This is a genomic window from Saccharopolyspora sp. NPDC003752, assembly GCF_053605825.1.
In genome coordinates, this window is record NZ_JBSGJZ010000001.1 from 241,958 (window position 1) to 257,490 (window position 15,533).

Consider the following 15,533-nt stretch of genomic DNA (forward strand, 5'->3'; position numbering starts at 1 on the left):
GCCTAACCCCCACCAGCAGCACCGTCATTGTGGTGGTGGACACCGTCATCAACGGCAAGGTCGTCGAGACCGATGACGAAGTCCGCCGGATCGAACGCCTGCACCACCGCGCTAACGTGTTCCGGAAACTCGCAGACCAGCGCGACAGGCAGGAACACATTATGACAGCCAACGACCACGAAGACTTGGGAGCGATTCGCCACCGCCCCGGCCGTGCTGCTGACCGCGGTGCCGGACGGCGTCGACGCGGCCGCCGCGGCCACGATCGCCCGCAAGGACCTGGTCGCGCTGGGCATGCTGCGGACCGCCCGACTCGCACCGGATGAGATCGTCCGGCATCCGTCGGGGCCGAACGGCCGGCAGACGGCACCCCCGACGCCGGGGCACTGCTGCCCGGGATCCGCACGGTGACCGGGTTCTGTGGGTCTTCGCCGCGAGTGGCCCACTCGTCCGCAAACTCCTCTGCCATGCGCACCGCGCGTCGGCGTTAGTGCGGAAGACCGCAGCAAGCGACTCCCCTTCGATTATTGCGGTCCTCAAGATCTCAACACGCCGACTTGACAGGGAACCAGATCGCCCCGAACCTGGAGTAGATCGCGTCCACAGCGGCCGAATCGCGCTGGAGCCACGCGCGGGCCTCGTCCTGGACGAACTGGGCGGTATCGCCCTGGAAGTGGTGGTGGGCACTGGCCACCAGCTCTTGATCGCGATCGACGCCGATGCCGTGGACCTGGTAGGCCTGGCACAGGTACGCCAGGTGCGTGCCCCGGCCGCATCCGAGATCCACGATCTGTTGGCCAGGTTGGAGTCTCAGCAGCCGTTCGTCGACGTGGCTGGGCAGGTGGGTCCAGGAGAACTTGAATTGCATCACCGCGCCGCCTCCAGCATCAGGTCCCGGTAGGGCAGAGTCACAATGCGCAGCTCGTCCACGCCGAGCTGCCGCTCGATTTTCGCGAGCAGCGTGTTGGCGGCCTGGTGATCGATCGAGGTCACTTCGACCTCGACGAAGGTGCCAAGGCCCGTGATCTGATCGATCGCCACCACGATGTCGTTGCGCTCCGGGTGCCGGTAGAGGGTGCGAACCTTGGTCACCCGCACCAGTTCTCTCATGCCGATCAGGCGCAGCAGATCGTTGGCGTTCCCGGTCTGCCGGGCGGCGAGGGTCACGTTCGTCTCGCGCTTGGCGATGATGTCGTCGGCCGAATGGGTCTCGATGGTGGACGCGGGCTTGAAGGTGATCTCGCCGAATCCGTCCCGTTGGCGCACCCGCAGGCATTCGACGGTGGTCATGAAGTTCACGTCCGGCCGGGAGTAGTAGACGTCGGTCTCGGCCGTCGTCTGGGCCGGGCAGTAGTAGCGCAGCCCGGCCAGGCGCATTCGCAGCGCTTCCTCGGCTCCGTTGATCAGTACGCGTTTCCGTTCAATTTCGATCATGCGTTGGGTCCTTCGGTGATAAATACGGCGTGCCGGACCTGGATGGGGCGCTCGGCGGGCTGCTCAGGCCTGGAATGGGTGGCGGTGACGCTGATCGCCGCCCCAAACAGCGCCAGCACGAGCAGCCACAGCACCAGCCACACTGGGCGGCGCTCGTCGTACTCGGCGCGGACCATGCGGCGCGGCTTCACGGCTGCCTCGCCCGCGTCTCGATCAGCGCCAGCAACGTCGCGCGATGTCGGGGTCCTCTGGGGTCCACCAGCACGTTCTGGGAGCGGTTCAGCCCACATCAGCGGCCTGCTGCTTGATCTGCTCCTCGCCCTCAACGATGGCAGCGGCGGGTTGCCGCTGGTGTTCGTGGCCGGCGGTGCTCATTTCGCCACTTCTACGGAGTGGCTCGGGGCAACGATGCCGTCGGCAAGCGGACATCCTCGGGAGTGGACCTGAAATTCTGAAGAAAAGCCCAGTCGTGCAGCTGTCGACTTCACCGCCAGTTCGGTGCGGTCGACGACCAAAAGCCACTCCCGGCCCTCCTGGTTGCGCAATTCAAGCGTGGAATGAGCCAACTGGTATCGGATTCCATCCGTATCCGAGTGCGGCCAGCTTCGAAAACCATTCAGCAGCCGTACTCCTCTCGCCAGCCACGCAGGATCGATGTCGGGAATGGCTGCCCAGTAAAGGTCTCTGCCCAATGCGGACGTGATGGGTTCAGGCGGTACGTCACGATCGTCGATCTGGCTGGTCATCGCGATTCGTATCCTCCGTCGTGGTTGTCAGGATCTTGTGGGGCTTAGCGGCAAAGGAGCCCGGAGAAGAAGTGGAAGCTCGCGTCCCGTTCGCCCGCCTGTGACACGCTCGTCGCGGTGCGAGTCGGGCACGTGCGGTGCCCCGTCCACCGCCCTGGTTGCCAGTGCCCGGCTCAGAACAAGCGAGGAGGGCCTGAGGCGGGACTGCTGCGGTGGCCCGCTTGCCGTGCGCTCGGCGTGAGCCGCGCCGTGGTGCCGGATCGCGGTCACATGTTGGTCGGCAGTGAAGGCGAAGGCTCGTCCCGGTGCCCGTGCGGGGATCACGACGCCGGGGCTGGGCGCTCGACTCTGATCGTTGATCACGTGTTGGGTGCCACTCGCCAGATCGCGGTGGCGGCCACAGCGTTGGAGCGGCGGGCGACGTGCACAGACGGCAGCAGCTTTCCCGGCAGCCCACTACTGGTCGCTTGCCCACGCACGGCAGGCTCGCGGGGGTGCTGTTCGTTGCGGCGGAAGGCGGCGTGGGCGTGCGGGTCAGCACGCCGTGGCCAGAGGCCGCTCGGCGACCTGGAGTTCCGCGACGCACACGCTGCAACTCTGCTGCGCGCCGCAGTCGTCGCCAGGAGGCACCAAGTACTCCCCGCACATTCCGAGAATCACAGTTCTCGGAACTCCACTAGGCCCGTGGTCCAGGTACGGCATCGTCACGACATGGCCAGCGATGGTCTTCGGGTAATGCCGTCTCCGGCCTCCCAGCACGCTTGGGCACCTGATGAAGGCAGTGATAGCCGAGATAGGAAAACGCACGGGTCTCCTCGGGATCGGTTGGTTGAAGCCGACCGATATGGATTGCGCCGCAGCCGTAGTGATCAGGACTGCGTGCTGGAATCGGCGCGGGGCCTCTACCGCAGCTTTGGCAGAGCCACCTGGAAAACACCATGCCGTCAAGAGACCGCTACCGTAAGTGGCATCGTATGTAGCAACTTGTAACACCGGCTTGCTACAGGCTTGGGATTCTCTGGATGAACCCGCAAGCTGGAGTAGGAAACGGACGGATGGCCAGGGTCGGCAGTCGGAGAGCACCAGGTGGGGCTGTGCGCATCAGGGAGTTAAGACGCCACCGGCGTTGGACGCAGCAGCGTCTCGTCGACGAGTTGTACAAGTGCGCTCGTGAGCTGGGCATCCGTCTTCCCGAGCCTGACTCCATGCGTGTGAAGATCAGTCGCTGGGAGACCGGTCGCAACGTCCCCGAGGAGCTCTCCCGCGAACTGTTGTGCGCGGCCTTCGGGTGCAGTGAGCAGGATCTCGGATTTGACGAGAGCGCTGCACCGCTCGAAGGGCTTGGGCATCCGCCTGCCACCCACCGCGGCATCATTACGCCGGAGTCGTTGAGCATCTACGACTCTCTCCTTGAGCAGTATGCCCGGCTTGATGCCCTGGCTGGCCCCCGAGCGGCCATCGGGCCCGTACGAGAGCATCTGCGCAACCTCGAAGGGCTACTCGTGCAAGCCGACACGGCGCTGAAGGGCGCGGTAGCCAGGCTCGGCGCACGCTACACCGAGATGGCCGGATGGCTCGCCCAGGATTCCGGAGATCACGTAGCTGCGGCGAGCTGGTCGGCGAAGGCCGCCGGCCTCGCCAGCCAGGTCGATGACCCGTTGCTCACGAGCTATGTGTGGATGCGGAGGAGCAACGTCGCGACCGACGCCGGGTACAGCAGCCACGCCCGTCACGCCGCCGAAGGTCACGCCGCCGAAGGACTCCTGTTCGCCGAAGGAGCGCTCTCCCGCCCCGAACACCTTCCGGCCAACCTCCAGGCGCTGGCCTACCGGCAACGCGCCCACGCGCACGCACTCGCTGGCCAGGACAAGGAGGCGGACCGCGCCATCGACCACGCACTGGCGATCGCCGACCAGAGCGGCGAGGAGTCCGGCCTTGCGCCGTACTGCAGCTTGTCGTACGTGCGCTCCGAAGCCGCCTCCGCGATGGTGCGCCTGGGACGCCCGGACCGTGCGGTCGAGCTGCTCACTGACGCCCTGCTGGCCTGGCCGGCAGATCAAGCACGAGACCGAGGTATCGGCCTTGCCCGACTAGCACGCGCGCAGCTGCTTGCCGGGGAGCTCGATCACGCTTGCGCTCTTGGGCACGACGCGACCTCTGCCATCGAGTCCGCCGTGTCGGCCAGAGCTTTGTCCGAACTGGAAAGGCTCCGCGTCGCGCTCACACCGAAGCGCGACCGTGCCGCGGCGCAACTGTCCGACCGGCTCCGCCCCGTTCTATTGCGCTAAGGAGATCAACGGCGTGCACCTGCTCCCCACCACCACCGCGGCCGACGAACAGCGCCGCAAGGCCGATGTCGCGCTGCTCCCTATTGGCAGTTTCGAGCAGCACGGCGCGCACCTACCGCTGGCGACCGACTCGATGATCGCCCACTTCATCGCTACCCGGCTGTGCGACGCCTACGATCTGTTGCTCCTGCCGCCAATCACCATTTCCTGCAGCCACGAGCATGAAGGCCTACTGGCCGGCACTGTCTCGATCCGCGCCACTACGCTGCACGCCGCCATCACCGACATCGCCGTTTCTCTGGAACGCCAAGGGATTCGACGCCTTGCGCTCATCTCGGGCCACGGCGGCAACTACATCCTGTCGAACATCGCGCAGGAAGCTTCCGTATCCAGGTCGCGGCGAATAATCGTCTACCCCGGCAGCAGCGCCTGGCAAACCGCCCGCCAGGCCGCAGGCTGTGAGCTCACCGCGTCCCAAGATATGCACGCAGGCGAAGGTGAGACGAGCATCCTGTTGCACGCTGCCCCCTCACTCGTCCGCGATGGATACGAAACGGCCGACCACCGCGCCGACGAGCGTCCCGACCTGCTCCTGCACGGGCTTCGCGCCTACACCTCCACAGGCGTGGTCGGCCAACCCTCGCTGGCCAGCGCTCAGAAGGGCGCCGCCCTTCTCGACGCGTTCGTGAGCCAATTCGCCCCTCGCCTCGAGGAGTTGCGTAAGCCTATCCCCTGAGCAACGCCTGAGACTGCTTCAGCGTCGAACAAGACGACGGACATCCTCATCGCCCTACAGGATTGTGGGAGCACGGACGACTGCGCAGGAGGGCCGACATCGCTGCTGGCGTATCGGGCGCGCGCTGCGCACGCCGGCCAAGCGTGGGCGACCTACCGCATGCTAGATGTGACGTCGTGCCCCGGCGCGAACGGCATCACCCCGAACGCCGGGGACCTCAATGGCCCCGCCCATCGAACGATCCGCACCGCGGCAACCACACTGCCGATGTCCCAGCGCAGTTCCTGCCAGCTGAACGACGTCGGCTCTGAGCCGACGAACTCCGTCGCCACCTTGTCGCACCGGACGGAACCTCTGTCCAGGTGAGCTGCCAGCCTCGACCTTGGGGCTTCGGTGGCCCACGAGCCGCCATGGTTGCTCACCGGTTCGAGCGAATACGGTGATCGTCATTGTCGTGGCCGGTAGCTCTGAAGCGCAGCAACCACTTGCCGATCGTTGATCACCGCTGGACGAAGACTCGGCGCGATCGTCGCTCTTACCGAGACGATCTCGGTAAGACCGACTGCAGGTAGCACAAACGTGTGCTGCCGTCGTTGCGTGGACGCGGGCACACGACCGTCCGCATCAGTGACGGGCCAGGACAGGCCGCCATCGAATGGCCGCGCATACGGAACAAGCCGGGACACCCCGGCGTCGAAACCACGGACCAGGACGAGTGGCAGCTCAACACAATGACGACCAGCACGAGCAACCAGGAAAAAGGAGTATCCCACGCAATACCAAACACAGCCCCGTCTGGCACCTGCTCGACCAGGCCTTAGGCGACTGGGGGACAACCTGCCGCTCGATCGCCCTCATCCTCGGCACGCTCCTCCCCGTACTGATCACCCTGGTCCTCGTGCACGGAAGCCTGGCGACCATTGCGCCATGGCTGGCCGGGATCGGCACCATGCTCGGCATGTGCCGCTACACCAACAACCGATCAAGCAAGAAAGCAGGACCTCCTCCTGATCAACCGCCATAGAGCACATCTGTCGCACCGGGTTGTGAGCGCAATCCACCCGCCGTTGTCGGCGTACGCGGTCGACGCGGATCAGCCAGCCGGCACAGTCACGCTGCTTTGTTGGATCGGAGGACTCCTACGCGGCGGTGGCGCGCCCGCTGACCGAAGGGGACATTCGGATTCTCGTGGGTTCTCTCAGCCGCTACGGGAACCGGGACACGGTCAACTTCCCGCCATGACTTGGGATCGGCATGGAAAAACGCCCCGAATACCGGTGGATTCTCTCCCCGACGGCGCCGATACCGTGCCCCTGCTACTGCCAGCGGCGCTCGTTCACACACGGCTTCCCGCATCGCCGCACGCAACTGCCCGACCGCTGACTCAGTCAACGTCAGCGATCCCTGCACGGTCGGGGTCAGCCGGACGCCGTCCGGTGCGATGCCGATTTCGAGGTGCGCCCGGCGCCCATGCTGGTCACGGCAGGGCACCGACCAGATCCTCGGGTCCCGCTGTCACCGAAACCGGGCCAGCAACTCCAACACCGCACGCACGCTTGCCCTTTTCCTCATTGGGATCACACACCTTCACATCGAACGTGCTTCGTAGAGCGGTATGCGCGGCACTCTGAGCGATATCGGGGAGGCGGGTGTACCCGTGCGCCTCGGGGGGCGTCGACGCTCGGGACACCCGCCAGTTCAGGAGGCGCCTGCTGATGGCGGGCGCTGCTCTCCGGCGGCCCTGGCGTTGCCGCAACGGTGCGCGTGTACTCGTCGGTCGTCGGGTCGTTGGTCGGCCAGAGGATGTCCTGACGTCGCTCGTGCACCTCGTCGCCAATGTCGATCATTGCGCCGGAGCGGCGTACCGTCGCTTCCGGGGCCGGGGCTATACCAGGGCAAGCCATGCGTCAGATGCCTCCCCGGACAGCTCGCTTCCCCGCTCCACGACAGCCGCGGCCTCCTGGGCGAGCACCGCGAGAACCGCGACCGGCAACGCACGTGCCCGATCGAGGGCCGCGCCGAACCGGCGATCATCGCGGAGCGCGGCGCTGGTCAGGATCTCCGTCGTGATGTCGATCGCGGCCGCGAAGAGTCGCCGCTGGTCATTGGCGACATCGCGGAGGTTGAGCTGTGGACGGATCACCGCGTCGTCGCGCAGTTGCTCACGCGGCACGTGGCGCAGGACGACGTCGGCGAGGACACACGCAGCTTTACCCATTCCTACCGGCCCGTAGGTGAGCGTGACCTGGTGGAGCAGATCCACAGCCCGCGTGATGTCACCGGTGAGATATCCCCAGACCGCGGCGCGGACATGGGTATGGATGTTGCGTTCGGCCGCGGTCTCGTTCGCGTCTCTTCCGCCGGGAAAGTCCACAATGGTCACACTCTGGCAGCTCACGAGGCTCGGCAGTTCGCTGATGTCGTCGTTGGTCGCGTTGCTCATGACTGATCAGTTCTCCCGGTGACGGGCTTGCTTGCTGGGCTGGCCCACACGGCCTCGGCGGCGCTGGGGGTAGTCGCCTTGGCCGCGTGGGCCAGCAGGAGGTGCGCGGAGCGGTCGGATCGGCTCGCGTACGGGCTGGGACGCGAGCGGTTCCGCCTCAGACGTCGCGCACCGGGCGATCACACGGCGTTCTCACGTCGCGCCGTGTCGTGCTGCCACCTTCGCCGGAACGTGGTGACGAGCACCGTGGAACCCGGTGGCCCGCCCCGTGTCGGGGGGTACGGGGCGGACCACCGGAGACCTTGAGCCAGTACGAGGCGAGAGGGCTCGGCAATGGAAGACCTGGCGGGCAGCATGGCCCACGTACTGACGCTGACGCCGTCCCCTCGTCGCCAACGCCAGCGACGACTCTCGAATGCGGGAGTCATGTAGGCGTCCGCATTCCCGAGCCGTGTGGCGCATCTCGCCGGTCCCTGCCGACGTCGCCGGACACGCCTGCTGTAGCCTCCCGCCAACCATAGCTGACTCCTAAAATCGGCAATGTTTGATGTAGGATTAGTCTAAAATAGAATCTCCTAAGTTGCGAGTGATCCGATTGGGTGGTTCGCATCGACCGCTGCGCGTGACCGATACTGATGGGGCGACAGGCCACCCGCGGAGGCAGCTTCAGATGGCAATCACCAAGACAGTCCCGTTGCTGATGCTGAGCAACGAACTGAACCGGTTGAAGGCGGAGTCCAAGGTCAGCGACCCCGAGGCCGCACAGCATCTCGGCTGCGCCGCCACCAAGATCAACCGGATTCTGACGATGACGTCGAAGCCAACCGTGGGCGACGTCAAGCTCCTCGCCGAGAAATACGGCGCCAGCCCCGAGCTGGTCGAGGTGCTAATGGATCTTGCCCGCAACCTCGGAAGGAAGGGCGACTGGACCAGCTACCGTGCCGTGTACTCCGAATCGATGCGGCTTCTGGTTGACCTTGAACGCAGCAGCAGCCGAATCCGCCAGGTCCAGCCGGAGATCATTCCCGGGCTTCTCCAGACCGACGACTACATCCGCGCACTGCACGAGGCTCCAACACCGTTCGGAGTCAAATCGAACGTGGACGATGTCATCCAGGCTCGACGCGAACGTCAGTCAATCCTGACGCGTGACCACAACCCACCCATGCTGAGCTTCGTCCTGTCTGAATCATGCCTTCGGCGGGTTTACGGCGGACGGGACGTGATGCGCGGACAGATGCAACGGCTCCTCGAGACCGAGGAACGTCCGAACGTCCAGCTGCAGGTCTTGCCGTTCGACAACGTCAACCCGGTTGTATACACATCGTTGAATTTCTTGCTCTTCCACGTTCCGGGACGAGGGATCGCGTCACCGTTGAACTTCGCCTACGTCGAGCAGTACGACGACGCGCGCTACCTGGATGATCACGAGCGGGTCGACACCTACGAACAGCTGTGGAGCTACCTTCAAGCCGCTGCGCTGGGCCCGGTGGAATCAGCCGATTTCATCAGGAAAGTGACGGACGAGTACAAGTAACCCTCTACAGGAAAGGACACAACCACGCATGTACAAGCACGAGTACCTGCCCGACAGCGCGTTCGACGGCGCGCAGTGGCAAAAGGCGTCTGCGAGCGAGCCGGACAAGGGCTGCGTGGAGTTCACCAAGGTGGACAACGTCATCGCCATGCGCGACTCCAAAGTGGCCGACGGTCCGATTCTCCAGTTCACGGAGCACGAGATCGCAGCCATGCTCACCGGCGCCAAGGACGGCGAGTTCGACCACTTAATCTGACCCAGCATTCTGCGCCGAGGCGGTCACCGAGCAGACCAGCCCGGTGGGCTGGCGGCGGCCAGGAGCTCGACCTCTGCTGAGCCGATCGTCTCGGTGCAGAGCGGCGTGGTCGAGCATGTCTATGCCGACTCGCCGCGCAATCGCCGCCACCTGCTGACGCAGGCGACCAACAAGCTGTTGGCCGACTGGCACGGCTACCGGTGGAGCACGTCGCCGATCGACAGCCAAGGAGCACCAGTTCGGCCACGGGCTCATCGGATGTGTTGTTGGTTCCGCTGACGAGGCGGTACACCTGTCATGATGCCCGGCGCGTTGCCGTGTAGCTGTTGACGTAGCGTTGGTCGCGTTTGGCGCCGTACCAACGCGTGCTCGTACTCCTTAACCCCGCTCTGTGTCGATGAGGCCGTGTCGTCCCTCCGGCATGGCCGGGAGAATATGGCCAGGTGCAACCGGTTTGTCCGCTAGTTGCGGACAACCGGCCATGATCAACCGATTGGCCCTAGCCGGTCGGCGCCAAACCCATCCGGAACGCCAAGCCGCGCAATTCACGGCCGCCGGCATCACGTCGCGAACGCCGCAGCAAGTCCCCCACGGCTTCGCGGACAAACACGTCATTGCGCACCCGCTGAGGCGCCAAATCTTCGGCGCGCAGGATCGAGGCCAATCCGTCCTCGCGCGAAGCCGGGCCACTAGCCAGTTGCGCGCGCCCGAGATCGGCCCAGTACTCCGCTTGCCGGGATGGTGACGGGATCAGTTCCGGGTGGACGTCGCGGGCCACCTCCGCGACCCGGGGCCCGTCGCCGAGTTCGGTGGACAACGCGACGCGCCAAATCCCGACGTTCACCGTCCCGAACCACATGTACGCGAAGTTCCCCACCGGGCCGTCCAGGCGGTTCGCCATCGCCTCAGCCTCGGCGAGATGGGTGTTCATCGTGGCCCGATCGGCTTGAGCTGCCGAAGCCAGGGCAGCCGACAGGTGCAGCATTCCGGATGCCTGGAGGACGTCGGGGGCATCCAACGCACTGGAGATCTCCTCCGCGGCGAGCACACTGCGCTGGTACTGCTTTGAACGGCTCAGGCCGCCGGCAGCGTCACCACGCAGCCACGTCACATACCCCAGCCACTCCGGGGCCTCCAACTCCTCTGCGCACTTTTGGGCCTCGCGTGCCGCCAGCAGCGGCAACCCTCTGCCGCCGAGCCGTTTGGTCGTCCACGTGCACGAGCTGTAGCAGTGCAACAACCCCAACAGCGCCTCGCGTCGGTGCTGCGGTTCGCGAACGTACGCCGCGTGGAGCTCCCCCAGCAGTTGCGGCGCCAGCCGACCTTGGGCGGCGTAATCCGCGTGGACATGCATCAATTCCCGCAATCGCTGGACCTCGGCCGCCAATTCGGGCCACGGCCGAGCGGCCACGCCCGGATCATGTCCCAGCTCGTACTCCTCCAGCGCGGCCTCAATCGCTGTCAGCGCCTCGTGCGCCTCAGCGTCCAGCGGATCACTACGCGTCCAGGGCCGGCCAGTGAGTTCGGTGGGGCTGACTCTCAGCGCTGCCGCCAGCCGTTCCAATACGGCCCGCTTGCTGACCGGCTTCTCCCCGCGCTCGATCTCGGACAGATACGAACGAGATATGCCCGCAAGATCCGCCGTGGCTCGAAGAGTTATCTGACGCCAGCTGCGGATCTCACGAATCCGTGCACCAATAGCATCCTGCGGCTCCTCCACCGGTGCCACCTCCCCAACATTGCTGATCACTCCGACGGTACCGGTCCGAGGTAAATATCCGAGGTCGTCGGGGTCCCTAAACCATCGAGCTGCGCACGTGGGCGTGCATCACTGCCCTCATCCCACCCGTCGCTGGCCACCCGCACTCGCAGCTACTTCGGCCCCGGTGCTCGCTGACGAGACGAGTCTTCCACTGCGGCAGCTCGAACGCGTCCCGCAGTGACGTGTTCGTCCTTGCTGCAACGTTTGCGACGTGATGCCGACGGCCGTGAATTGCGCGGCTTGGCGTTCCGGATGGGTTTGGCGCCGACCGGCTAGGGCCAATCGGGTGATCACGACCGGTTGTCCGCAACTAGCGGACAAACCGGCTGCACCTGGCCATATCCTCCCGGCCATGCCGGAGGGACAACACGGCCTCATCGACACAGAGCGGGGTTAAGGAGTACGAGCACGCGGTAGATGTCCAGGTCCGGCGAGCCGGTACTTGATAACGAGATGGGGCTGTGCTCGGCATCCGTTCGGGACAGCTGAGCTGCGCGCTCTCAGCTGTTCCGAATTCCCCACCGCTGGGGAATGTGTAGCGCTGGTTCCTGTTGGTACCGACGCTACTCCATCTGGATTCGGAATGGAATTTTGGCTAAGGAGATCAGGATGTCAGCACCCCAGGACGGCCCCGAGTCTATTGGGGTGGACTTGAGTATCGCCAGTGTGGCGCGGATGTACGACTATCTCCTCGGCGGCAAGGACAATTACGCGGCCGACCGCGAGGCTGTGGTCAAGTTGAGGCTCGCCACTCCCGACATCGACGACGTCGCGCATCGGAACCGGATGTGGTTGCAGCGCGTGGTGTACTTCGCAGCCGCGGAGTTGGGGATTCGCCAGTTCCTGGATTTTGGAACCGGGTTGCCGACCCAGCGCACTGTGCATGAGGTGGCTCAGGAAATCCACCCGGATGTCCGAGTGGTCTACGTCGACAACGATCCTATTGTGCTGGCGCACGGCCGGGCGCTGCTGGAGGACAACGATCGGACGATCATGTTGGATGCCGACATGGCCCAGCCGGACACCGTCCTACGGGCTCCGGAGGTTCTGGATCTCATCGACTTCGGCGAGCCGGTCGCCGCGATCTACGCATCCGTGTTGCACTGCTTGCCCGATGAGGCGCACCCCTACGAGGTGGTGAAGCGCGTTCGCGATGCTCTCCCCTCGGGCAGCTGCCTGGGTCTGTCGCACTTGGAAAGTGAGGATCAGGCTGCTGCGGAGGCTCTGACGGAGAGCATGCGTAAGAGCACTCCCTACTGGGGACGGGTGCGGGACCGCAGCGAGATCGGCCGGTTCTTCGATGGTTTCGACGTCGTGGAGCCGGGGCTAGGGGACATCTCCGAGTGGTGGCTGGACATCCCGGCCGTCGAGCTGCCTCTGGCCTCGGATTACGTGCGCCCGTCCACTGCTAGCCCAGTCATCGAGTTCGGCGGTGCGGGCATCAAACGATGATGACGAACCGTTCCGACCGGCGGCGCCGGTCACGCTCTTACTCCGAGGACCAGACGAGTGTGGACGACGTTGTGGGCGCGGGTGTGCGCAGCGAGCGCGAACGCGACCGAGGTGGCGCGCATTCGAAGTTATCCGAGCCGGCACCGGGTGAGCGTGCTGATGTTGCTGCCGATGTACAGCGCCGGGCGCGGTGGGCGGCGGCGGTATCTGCGGTGGTCGTGGCAGGGCTGGGTTCGGGCTGTGCTCTCTACCTTCACCTTGCACATGGTTTGGTCGGGCCTGGTATCGGCGTTGGGATCGGCACCGCTGTGGCTGTCGGGGTGTTGGTGATTGTCCCGATCAAGGTGACTGCGGCCGTCGCCGCCGTTCAGTCTCGTCAGGACGCCGAGGCGATCGCACCGTCGCTTTTAGGCACGTCTGATCAGCAGCGATCGGTGCTGATCAATCTGTCGGTTCGACAGCAAGCGTGGATCGATCGGATTCGTGAGCTGTTGAACGAGTTGGTCGAGAAGACCGAAGAACCCAACGATCTAGACATGCTCTTCCGGCTCGACCACTTCATCAATCTGTACAGCCGTAACGCCGAAAATCTCGGGGCGCTTTTCGGCGAGCCGCCTCAGCGGCAGACGGATTCGCCGGAGGTCATGTATACGGTGCTGCGCTCCGCGGTGTGCGAAATCGAGCACTATGCCCGGATCAAGGTGGCTCCCCCGGATGATCGGCTCACCGTGCACGGTCATGCCTTTGTCGAGCTGGTGCACCTGCTGTCGGCGCTACTGGAGAACGCCACCGCGTTCTCCAAGGACGACGAGCCGGTCGGTCTGTCGGCCCGCGCCTGTCGGGCCGGTGTCGCGATCGAGGTGGAAGACAGGGGAGACGGCCTACACGACGACGACTACTCGCGGCTGAACGCATTGCTCGCTGATCCCGGTCAGATTGACTTGGGACAGCAACTCGGCGAGGACGGGCGCACAGGTCTGGCGATCGTGGCGGTCTACGCTCACCGCTTGGAGGCGCGGGTCGAGCTGCGCCGCAACAACTTCGGTGGCACCACCGCCGTCGTCGTGGTGCCGCAGCGTTTGCTCGGCACTCCGCAGCGTCCACAGCAGGCTCCTGCTCCCGCGGCCGGAAGCATTCGCCCCAGTGCGCCTCCCCCTGTTGACACGCCGCAGCCGGTGAAGCACGCGGCGGTGACCGAAGGCCACCGTGCGCCGAGGCCCGGCAGGCAACAGCAGGGGCCACCGTTGCCCAAGCGGATCCCGGATCGGGCGAACAGGGCAGGCGAGGAAGGCCGGCATCACTACTTCGAGGGGGATCTCCACAACGGAGGTCGGCCTGCTCTCCCCGTGCGCACGGGCACCTATTTGCCTGCTGCCCTGCACGAACCGGCCGCTGCAGACCGCAGGCATGTCAAAGAGCTGGATCCGGATCTGCTTGCCGATCTCACCGACGGCACGGACTGAGTCGACGGGGCCAACACCTCACCGGTCACACGCGAAGGAACCCGATGATGGACCACGACACGACATCACCCGCCAACTACGTGCACGAGCTTCTCCGGAAGGTGCCCAAAGCCCGCTGCGGGCTGGTGGCGTCCCGAGACGGACTGGCCATCACGGCCGTGAATCTGGACACCACTTCCGCGGCTCGGTTGTCGGCGACCGTGTCCGCGATCTTCTCGCTGGTCGGCCAGGCCGCCGTGGAGGCCGGTGATGGTGGCGGCGGCGACGTCCACCAGCTTCACGCCGAGGTCAGTAACAGCATCCTGTCCATCGTCGGGGCCGAGGGCAGTGTGCTGGCCGTGCTCTCTGACCTGGAGGTGAACCGGAAGGTGCTGGGCTTCGAGATGAGGAAGCTCGTGAAGGCCCTGCCGGAGCAGATGTCGACCCCGCCCCGGATGACCACGCCACCGACCACGTTGAGTGCCGGGTGACGATTGCGGTGCCCGAGGACAACCTGAGTGCGAGCGCCGGTGCGCGGGTGCGCCCCTACATCCGCACCGGTGGCCGGACCCGGCCCTCGGAGGACGCCATCGTAAGCCTTGATCTCGAAGCGAAGGTGTTCTCCACCCACCGAATCCCTCCGCAGCGCGTGGCGCCAGACCACCGTGAGGCGTTGCAGATCTGTGACCGTCCGCGCACGGTCGCGGAAGTCGCGGCGCGGCTACGCCTTCCCGTGGCGCTGGCGAAAGTACTGCTGCGGGGGCTCATCGACGTGGGAGCGGTGGCGGTGCGCGCGTCGACCACCTCGCGCTTCGCCCGTGACCGAGAGACCCTGGAGCGCCTTCATGCGGCCCTGCAGCAACTCTGATCCGAGCCCGCAGGCGACCGTCCAGTGCAAGATCATCATCTCGGGCGGGCTCGGTGCCGGCAAAACCACCTTCGTCTCAACGATCAGCGACATCCCGCCCCTGATCACCGAAGAGCGGTTCACGACCGCCAGCGAAGGCACTGACGACCTCGCCGGCTTGGAACGCAAGGTCACGACGACCGTCGCGATGGACTTCGGCCTTCTGGCCTGGCCAGAGCACAACATGGAGCTGTACCTGTTCGGCACGCCGGGCCAGCACCGGTTCTGGTTCATGTGGGACGAGCTGATCCGCGGCGCGGCCGGCGCGGTCGTGCTCGCTGACACCCGCAGGCTTGAGGATTGTTTCGGGCCCGTGGAGTTCTTCCTGCGACGCGGCCTGCCGTTCATCCTCGCCGTGAACGTCTTCGACGATGCCTACCGCTACGAGCCGGGCGAACTGCGGGATGCGCTCCGGCTCGATCCTGGCGTCCCGATCCTGTTCTGCGATGCACGCGAGCGCCACTCCGTCACAGGTGTCCTCGGCGGCGTGGTCGCACATGTCCTGAAACTGCTGACGTAGTCGGTGAAAG

18 protein-coding genes are annotated in these 15,533 nt (G+C 65.4%); 11 read left to right on the plus strand and 7 right to left on the minus strand.

Annotated features, from left to right (window positions below; genetic code table 11):
• Nucleotides 1-2 precede the first annotated feature (2 nt).
• Nucleotides 3-203 (minus strand): hypothetical protein, encoded by a 201-nt coding sequence (locus ACWEV3_RS01140; RefSeq protein ID WP_452611934.1) that lies wholly within the window; start codon nt 201-203, stop codon nt 3-5.
• Nucleotides 204-213: 10 nt separating this feature from the next.
• Here ACWEV3_RS01140 and ACWEV3_RS01145 point away from each other — a divergent pair, with 10 nt between their 5' ends.
• The gene (locus ACWEV3_RS01145; protein ID WP_452611935.1) at nt 214-411 is read left to right on the plus strand and encodes a hypothetical protein; all 198 of its coding nucleotides are present in this window, start codon (nt 214-216) and stop codon (nt 409-411) included.
• 133 nt (nt 412-544) lie between these two features.
• Here ACWEV3_RS01145 and ACWEV3_RS01150 read toward each other — a convergent pair whose 3' ends face one another.
• From ACWEV3_RS01150 to ACWEV3_RS01165, 4 genes are all read right to left on the minus strand, one after another.
• Nucleotides 545-868, minus strand: a complete 324-nt coding sequence (locus tag ACWEV3_RS01150; RefSeq protein WP_452612231.1) for a class I SAM-dependent methyltransferase — start codon at nt 866-868, stop codon at nt 545-547.
• Nucleotides 868-1,434: a class IV adenylate cyclase gene (gene cyaB, locus ACWEV3_RS01155; RefSeq protein ID WP_452611936.1), complete on the minus strand. Its 567-nt coding sequence runs from the start codon at nt 1,432-1,434 to the stop codon at nt 868-870. Before cyaB ends, ACWEV3_RS01150 begins: the two co-directional genes overlap by 1 nt.
• Nucleotides 1,431-1,625 (minus strand): hypothetical protein, encoded by a 195-nt coding sequence (locus ACWEV3_RS01160; protein WP_452611937.1) that lies wholly within the window; start codon nt 1,623-1,625, stop codon nt 1,431-1,433. The genes cyaB and ACWEV3_RS01160 overlap by 4 nt, the downstream gene beginning before the upstream one ends.
• A 180-nt stretch (nt 1,626-1,805) precedes the next feature.
• The gene (locus tag ACWEV3_RS01165; RefSeq protein WP_452611938.1) at nt 1,806-2,180 is read right to left on the minus strand and encodes a hypothetical protein; all 375 of its coding nucleotides are present in this window, start codon (nt 2,178-2,180) and stop codon (nt 1,806-1,808) included.
• Between the two features lie 1,205 nt (nt 2,181-3,385).
• Between ACWEV3_RS01165 and ACWEV3_RS01170 the strand changes: the two genes are divergently transcribed.
• From ACWEV3_RS01170 to ACWEV3_RS01180, 3 genes are all read left to right on the plus strand, one after another.
• A complete protein-coding gene (locus ACWEV3_RS01170) occupies nt 3,386-4,468 on the plus strand; it encodes a hypothetical protein (RefSeq protein ID WP_452611939.1) in 1,083 nt (360 codons plus the stop codon).
• Nucleotides 4,469-4,481: 13 nt separating this feature from the next.
• On the plus strand, nt 4,482-5,204 hold the full coding sequence (locus tag ACWEV3_RS01175; protein ID WP_452611940.1) for a creatininase family protein: 723 nt from the start codon (nt 4,482-4,484) through the stop codon (nt 5,202-5,204).
• A gap of 715 nt (nt 5,205-5,919) precedes the next feature.
• Nucleotides 5,920-6,228: a hypothetical protein gene (locus ACWEV3_RS01180; protein WP_452611941.1), complete on the plus strand. Its 309-nt coding sequence runs from the start codon at nt 5,920-5,922 to the stop codon at nt 6,226-6,228.
• Nucleotides 6,229-7,089: 861 nt separating this feature from the next.
• On the opposite strand, the gene ACWEV3_RS01185 is transcribed toward ACWEV3_RS01180, so the two are convergent.
• Nucleotides 7,090-7,647 (minus strand): hypothetical protein, encoded by a 558-nt coding sequence (locus tag ACWEV3_RS01185; protein ID WP_452611942.1) that lies wholly within the window; start codon nt 7,645-7,647, stop codon nt 7,090-7,092.
• A 670-nt stretch (nt 7,648-8,317) separates the two neighbouring features.
• Here ACWEV3_RS01185 and ACWEV3_RS01190 point away from each other — a divergent pair.
• Together ACWEV3_RS01190 and ACWEV3_RS01195 are read left to right on the plus strand one after the other, a co-directional pair.
• Nucleotides 8,318-9,184 (plus strand): DUF5753 domain-containing protein, encoded by an 867-nt coding sequence (locus ACWEV3_RS01190; protein ID WP_452611943.1) that lies wholly within the window; start codon nt 8,318-8,320, stop codon nt 9,182-9,184.
• Between the two features lie 28 nt (nt 9,185-9,212).
• Complete coding sequence (locus tag ACWEV3_RS01195) at nt 9,213-9,440, plus strand: DUF397 domain-containing protein (RefSeq protein ID WP_452611944.1); 228 nt, start codon at nt 9,213-9,215, stop codon at nt 9,438-9,440.
• Between the two features lie 499 nt (nt 9,441-9,939).
• Here ACWEV3_RS01195 and ACWEV3_RS01200 read toward each other — a convergent pair whose 3' ends face one another.
• Nucleotides 9,940-11,160, minus strand: coding sequence for a helix-turn-helix domain-containing protein (locus ACWEV3_RS01200; RefSeq protein ID WP_452611945.1), 1,221 nt, complete (start codon nt 11,158-11,160; stop codon nt 9,940-9,942).
• A 651-nt stretch (nt 11,161-11,811) separates the two neighbouring features.
• Between ACWEV3_RS01200 and ACWEV3_RS01205 the strand changes: the two genes are divergently transcribed.
• From ACWEV3_RS01205 to ACWEV3_RS01225, 5 genes are read left to right on the plus strand one after another with little or no spacing between them, the layout of a single operon-like run.
• Nucleotides 11,812-12,654 carry an SAM-dependent methyltransferase gene (locus ACWEV3_RS01205; RefSeq protein ID WP_452611946.1) on the plus strand — a complete coding sequence of 281 codons (843 nt, stop codon included), beginning with the start codon at nt 11,812-11,814 and terminating at the stop codon, nt 12,652-12,654.
• Between the two features lie 59 nt (nt 12,655-12,713).
• Complete coding sequence (locus ACWEV3_RS01210) at nt 12,714-14,117, plus strand: ATP-binding protein (RefSeq protein WP_452611947.1); 1,404 nt, start codon at nt 12,714-12,716, stop codon at nt 14,115-14,117.
• A 44-nt stretch (nt 14,118-14,161) separates the two neighbouring features.
• On the plus strand, nt 14,162-14,587 hold the full coding sequence (locus tag ACWEV3_RS01215; RefSeq protein ID WP_452611948.1) for a roadblock/LC7 domain-containing protein: 426 nt from the start codon (nt 14,162-14,164) through the stop codon (nt 14,585-14,587).
• The gene (locus ACWEV3_RS01220) at nt 14,584-14,964 is read left to right on the plus strand and encodes a DUF742 domain-containing protein (protein WP_452611949.1); all 381 of its coding nucleotides are present in this window, start codon (nt 14,584-14,586) and stop codon (nt 14,962-14,964) included. Before ACWEV3_RS01215 ends, ACWEV3_RS01220 begins: the two co-directional genes overlap by 4 nt.
• Nucleotides 14,942-15,523 carry a GTP-binding protein gene (locus ACWEV3_RS01225; RefSeq protein ID WP_093267517.1) on the plus strand — a complete coding sequence of 194 codons (582 nt, stop codon included), beginning with the start codon at nt 14,942-14,944 and terminating at the stop codon, nt 15,521-15,523. Before ACWEV3_RS01220 ends, ACWEV3_RS01225 begins: the two co-directional genes overlap by 23 nt.
• The last annotated feature ends 10 nt before the right edge of the window (nt 15,524-15,533 follow it).